The sequence below is a fragment of the Halodesulfovibrio spirochaetisodalis genome (assembly GCF_001672295.1).
Taxonomy (GTDB): Bacteria; Desulfobacterota; Desulfovibrionia; order Desulfovibrionales; family Desulfovibrionaceae; genus Halodesulfovibrio; species Halodesulfovibrio spirochaetisodalis.
Map to the genome: position 1 here is coordinate 1 of NZ_JXMS01000044.1, position 6168 is coordinate 6168.

Annotated in this window: 4 protein-coding genes and 1 pseudogene; all 5 read left to right on the forward strand. The window is 48.8% G+C overall.

Going from position 1 to position 6168, the window contains the following annotated elements:
• Nucleotides 1-289 (forward strand): MerR family transcriptional regulator (locus SP90_RS16235; protein ID WP_157471370.1); only part of this gene is annotated, 289 nt, incomplete at its 5' end.
• Nucleotides 290-377: 88 nt separating this feature from the next.
• The gene (rpe, locus tag SP90_RS16240) at nucleotides 378-1034 is read left to right on the forward strand and encodes a ribulose-phosphate 3-epimerase (protein WP_066856702.1); all 657 of its coding nucleotides are present in this window, start codon (nucleotides 378-380) and stop codon (nucleotides 1032-1034) included.
• A 113-nt stretch (nucleotides 1035-1147) separates the two neighbouring features.
• Complete coding sequence (tkt, locus tag SP90_RS16245) at nucleotides 1148-3145, forward strand: transketolase (protein ID WP_066858797.1); 1998 nt, start codon at nucleotides 1148-1150, stop codon at nucleotides 3143-3145.
• Between the two features lie 294 nt (nucleotides 3146-3439).
• Nucleotides 3440-5869: a Lon protease family protein gene (locus SP90_RS16250; RefSeq protein ID WP_066858798.1), complete on the forward strand. Its 2430-nt coding sequence runs from the start codon at nucleotides 3440-3442 to the stop codon at nucleotides 5867-5869.
• 89 nt (nucleotides 5870-5958) lie between these two features.
• Nucleotides 5959-6168 (forward strand): annotated as a pseudogene (locus SP90_RS16255) (hypothetical protein); the annotation flags it as partial.

Below are 6168 nucleotides of genomic sequence, written 5' to 3' on the forward strand. Positions count from 1 at the left end.
GCAGCGTATGTATTCCGAGCAGAATGTACTTCTGCTGCGGGTGATACGGCACTTGCTTTACGAACGCGGATTGACCATTGACGGTGCCCGCAAGGTGCTGGGTCAATATGAAGAAATGTATGGCTCTATCACCGGTCCGGAATTACCCGGGCCGGAGATAGAGGCTTTTTGCACGGGGAGTGGTGTAGAAAACCCGCAGTACATGCAGGGAACAGCCGCTATTGATGTTGAGGAAATCATAACAGAGCTCACATTACTTCGTGATATGCTTTCAACGGGTCGTCGATGATGAACCCGTATTTTTTGTGTGGTTTGCCTGTTGGGGGCGAGCACACCAGCACAGTACCATAACCGGCGTAAGCCACAGAGAAGAAACTATGATCCTTTCACCTTCGTTATTGTCTTCAGATTTCGGCAGACTTGCTGACGAATTGAAGGCACTCGAACAGGCAGGACTTAAATGGGTACATTGGGACGTCATGGATGGCATGTTTGTACCTAACATTACTCTCGGAGCACCAGTAATCAAGCGTCTCCGTAAAGAGAGTAACCTCTTTTTTGATGTTCATTTAATGGTTCAGCAGCCGGAGCGCTACGTAGACGACTTTGTAGATGCCGGTGCTGACATGGTTGTTATTCACGCCGAAGCAACCAACCATCTTGAACGTACCATTGCTGAAATTAAACGTAAGGGCGCTAAAGCAGGTGTGGCACTTAACCCGCATACTCCGCTTTCCGTTCTTGAATACGTTCTGGACGAACTCGACATGGTACTCATTATGAGTGTTAACCCGGGGTTCGGTGGACAAAAGTTTATTCCGTTCAGCATGCGTAAAGTTGCAGAACTTTCCGGCATGATTAAGGAACGCGGTCTCTCAACCCTGATTCAGGTTGATGGCGGGGTTGATCCTGACAACACTGCAGAATTGGTACGCAACGGCGCTGATGTGCTGGTATCCGGTTCTGCATTTTTTGGTTTCCCTCCATACGCGGAACGACTGAAGACATTTGAAGAAGTGGCACGCTCCGCATAGCGGCTTTTTTGAAAAGTGTTATCAATGGTTGTCATGTGGGCAATAACGGTCTATCGACTGCCACAGCAACCAGCTGGAAAAATTTTATTGCATCATTCTTTTAGGAGGAAACGATGCCTTCTCGTAAAGACCTCGCCAATGCAGTCCGCGCTCTGAGCATGGACGCTGTGCAGAAAGCAAACTCTGGCCACCCGGGCGCGCCGATGGGTATGGCAGATATTGCTGAAGTTCTCTGGAACGATTTTCTTAAGCATAACCCTGCTAATCCTGCATGGGCTAACCGTGACCGCTTTGTACTCTCTAACGGTCACGCATCTATGCTTATCTACTCTTTGCTGCACCTCTCCGGTTATGATCTGAGCATCGAAGAGATCAAAAATTTCCGTCAGATGGATTCAAAGACTCCTGGTCATCCGGAATACGGTATGACCCCGGGTATTGAAACCACGACAGGCCCTCTTGGTCAGGGCATTGCAACCGCAGTCGGTATGGCTGTGGCTGAAAAAGTTCTTGCTGCTCACTTCAACCGTGACGGCTTTGATGTTGTAGACCACTACACTTACGTTTTCATGGGCGACGGCTGCCTGATGGAAGGTGTTTCTCACGAAGCATGTTCTTTCGCAGGTACTCTCGGTCTTGGTAAACTTATCGCATTCTGGGATGATAACGGTATCTCTATTGACGGTAAGGTTGGTCACTGGTTCGACGAAGACACAGCAGCACGTTACGAAGCATACGGCTGGCATGTTGTTCGCGATGTAGACGGCCACAACCCGGAAGCGATCAAAAAAGCTGTTGAAGAAGCAAAAGCAGAAACTGAAAAGCCTTCTCTTATCTGCTGCCGCACCATCATTGGTTTCGGTTCTCCTCACAAACAGGGTACTGCTGCAACACACGGTGCACCTCTTGGTGATGACGAGATTGCTGCAACCCGTAAAGAAATCGGCTGGGATCATCCTGCATTTGATATTCCTGCTGATATTTCTGATGCATGGAACGCGCGTGAGCGTGGTGCAGCAGTTGAAAAAGAATGGGACGGCATGTTCGCAAGCTACCAGATTGCGCATCCTGAACTTTCTAAAGAATTTATCCGCCGCATGGCTGGCGACCTTCCTGAATCTTTTGAAGATCTCGCACAGAAAGCAATTGATGCAGCGAACGCTGCTGCTAAGTCTGCTGCTACCCGTAAAGATTCTCCGGTTGCTCTTAACGCATTCGGCCCTGCAATGCCGGAACTCCTCGGTGGTTCTGCTGACCTTACCGGTTCTGTAGGCACCAAGTGGGATCAGTACGAGCTGCTCTTTAACGATCACTGGACTGGTAACTACATGTCCTACGGTGTTCGTGAGTTCGGTATGGGTGCTATGATGAACGGTATGGCACTGCACGGCGGTATCATTCCTTACGCAGGTACCTTCCTCGTATTCTCCGACTACGCTAAGAACGCTATCCGTCTTTCCGCTCTCATGGGCATCCGTACTCTCTGGGTACTGACCCACGACTCCATCGGTCTTGGCGAAGACGGCCCGACTCACCAGCCGGTAGAACATCTTGCAGGTCTGCGTCTGATCCCTAACTGCCACGTATGGCGTCCTTGCGATACTGTTGAATCCATCGAAGCATGGAAGTCCGGTATTGAAACCAAGAATGCACCGACCTGTTTCTCCATGTCCCGTCAGACTCTGCCGTTCATGGAGCGTAGTGCAGAAGCGCTCGCAAACGTTAAGCGCGGTGGTTACATCCTGCGTGATTGTGAAGGCACTCCTGAGTGTATTCTCATCGCTTCCGGTTCTGAGGTTGGCCTCGTTGCAGAAGCATATGACCGCCTTACTACAGCTGGCCGCAAAGTACGTGTTGTTTCCATGCCTTCTACCTCTGTATTTGATGCACAGGATGCAGAATACAAAGAAAGCGTTCTGCCTTCTTCTGTTACTGCACGTGTTGCAGTGGAAGCAGCAGCTGCTGACTTCTGGTACAAGTACGTTGGCCTCAATGGTCGCGTGATTGGCATGACTACCTTCGGTGAGTCTGCACCAGCTGGCGAACTCTTCAAGCACTTCGGTTTCACCGTTGAGCATGTAGTGGAAGCTGCAGAAGAAACTATGCGCTAGCAGTTTTGCATCTCAGAGTGGTTATGTGAAAACATAGGCACCTGTTGCTTGCTTATACAACCCGGACATACATTTGTTTGTCCGGGTTTTTTATTACGCGACGGAGTGGTTGCGGGTTGCAACTCATCCCGTATGGTTTAAAATGACTTTTAGAACCTGCTGTAGTGACAATCAAATATCAAACAGGTATGTTTACAATCGGTACTGCACACGGCTTTTTGGGTAGGCGTGTCTAAGAGCAGTGCCGGTATGTCATCTATCCTATTTTAATCAGTTGATAATAGCTGGAGTACCATGAGCAAGATTCGGCCTCTTCCTGCCAAGAAACTTCGCGCTAAGCTTGCGCTGTCCCATATTCCTTACAAAAGCAGTTCAGACATAAAGCTGGATGCAACCTGTGTTCATGCTCCGCAGCCGCGGGCAATGCAGGCTCTTGAGCTTGCTCTGCATATTAACGACAACGGGTACAACATCTTTTTAGCAGGGTGCGCCAACCTTGGGCGTAACTATATGCTGCAGGAATATTTGCGTGAGAAAGCAAAAGCACTGCCTGTTCCGCCGGACTTGCTGTACGTGAATAATTTTGATGACCCTGATGCGCCTATTCTGCTCTCTGTACCTGCCGGAAAGGGGCGTTCTCTTAAACAGGACTTTTCTCAGGCGATCTCCAATATCCGCAAAGAGCTTCCTAAGCGTTTTGAAGGTGACAGCTACCTGAAAAAACGAACCATCATTATGGATCAATTTGCAGAAGAGCGTGATGCGCTCTTTAAAGAAATGGACTCCATAGCTGGAAAAGAAGGTTTCCATATGGATCTGGATGAGCAGGGGAGCATTACGCTGTATCCGCTCATTGACGGTAAACGTCTTTCTGAAGAAGAGTTCGAGCGTATAGACGAGGGGCTGAAAAAGAGCTTGAAGGGCAAGGGCGATAAGCTGTTGCAGGCGCTTAATACCTTGCTGCGCAATATGAATGAAGCAGAGCAGACACTGCGCACTAAAGAGAAAAATTTAGATAAAGAACTGACAACCGAAGTGCTTGATGAACTCTTACAGCCGGTAGTGAAAGAGTACGAAGAGTGTTGTCAGAGCGAAGCATTAAGCGATTTTTTCAAGGCAGCTAGAGAAGATATTATTGAGCATGTGGAAGCTCTGCTTCCTAAAGAGCCTTCCGCAGCCCCGTTGACCCTTCCTGAGGCCTTGCAACAGCAGCATCAGGAAGATGCGGCTGCACCATACGAAATCAATGTGTTTGTAGACCATTCTGAGTCTAAAGGTGCGCCGATTATTCTGGATGATCATCCGACTGTGGCCAATTTGCTGGGCTGCATTGAACGCGAAGCTGAAATGGGCGCGCTCATTACCGACTTCTCTTTGATTAAGTCCGGTTCGTTGCATCAGGCAAACGGTGGGTTCCTGTTACTGCACATTGAAGACATTCTTTCTCAGGGCGGCTCGTGGGAAGGGCTGATGCGTGCACTACGCTCCGGCATGGTACGCATTGAAGACAGTGAAGAGGGACAGGAAACAACGAAAACAAAAGGTATTGAGCCTGAACCGTTGTTGCTGGACCTTAAAGTCATTCTCATTGGCGGAGAAGACGTGTATGAGCAACTGCTTCAATCTGATGACCGTTTTCCTAAGCTGTTTAAAATCAAAGCGCATCTGAACGACGCCATGCTTCGTGGTAAGGAAGGCTATGCTGTATACTTGCATAGAATGGCAGGCATTATTGATGACTGCGATCTTTTGCCGTTTACAAAAGATGCCATGGCAGAAGTCATTGATTACGGTTCCCGCATAGTGGAAGACCAGACCCGCCTTTCACTTAAGTTTCCGCTGCTGCGTGAAATCATGATTGAAGCATCAGCGCTTGCTGCGATGGACAAAAAAGAAACTGTGGATGGATCTGTCGTGCACCAGACTCTTGTTACACGTCACTATCGTAATAACTTGTACGAAGAGCTGTTCTTTGAAGAATATGATCGCGATTTAATTAAAGTCACTACGCACGGGGAAAAGATCGGCCGTGTGAACGGGCTTTCTGTTTCTATGTACGGGGACTTTGAATTCGGGTTGCCGCATCAGATTGCATCTACAGTAGGTGTAGGTCATGGCGGTGTCATTGACCTTGAGCGTGAAGCAGAGCTGAGCGGCCCTATTCACACGAAAGCCATGATGATTTTGAAGAGTTACTTAATTGGCATGTTTGCCCATAATAAACCGCTGGTGCTGACCGGCTCTCTCTATTTTGAGCAAGGCTATGCAGGTGTTGAAGGTGACTCTGCTTCAGGCGCTGAACTTGCGGCACTGCTTTCCGCACTCGCAGAGGTGCCTCTGTCCCAGTCACTTGCCTTCACTGGTGCTGTGTCACAAAGTGGTGAGATTCTGGCTGTTGGCGGTGTGACCCGTAAGATCGAAGGCTATTTTGATATTTGCTCCCGCCGTGGGCTGACAGGTCAGCAGGGCGTTATTATGCCGAAAGATAATGTTGACCAGCTTATGCTTAAGCGCGAGATTGCAGACAAGGTGGAAGAAGGGCTGTTCAGTATTTATCCGGTAACGCACATTGAAGAGGCGCTTGAAATTCTTACAGGGATGAAGTGCGGTTCCAGACGAAAGGATGGAAGCTTTACCAAGGATTCGTTATTTGATCGTGTTGATCGACGGTTGAAAGAGCTCGGACGTCTCGCAACCCACGCCTACAAGCAGAATAAAAAATAACGGCTGGTATAGTAGTATTACAGGGCACGGCTTGCGGGCATGATGCAGTCTATGTAGTATGTTGATACGCCTAGTTTTTTTGAGGGACTATGGAATCATTTTCTGTGAGCGTGATAATTCCGGTATGGTATGAAGCCGAAGGGATTAATGAACGAATCGAGCATGTTTTTCAGCGCGCTGCAGAAGCTGTCTGTTCACCGGCTGTTGAGATTATCGTGGCAGACGGTGAGCCCGATGCAAGCACTCTTTCTGCCATAAGTCGCACAGATGTTGTTCAGCTTGCTTGTCCTCAAGGTCGT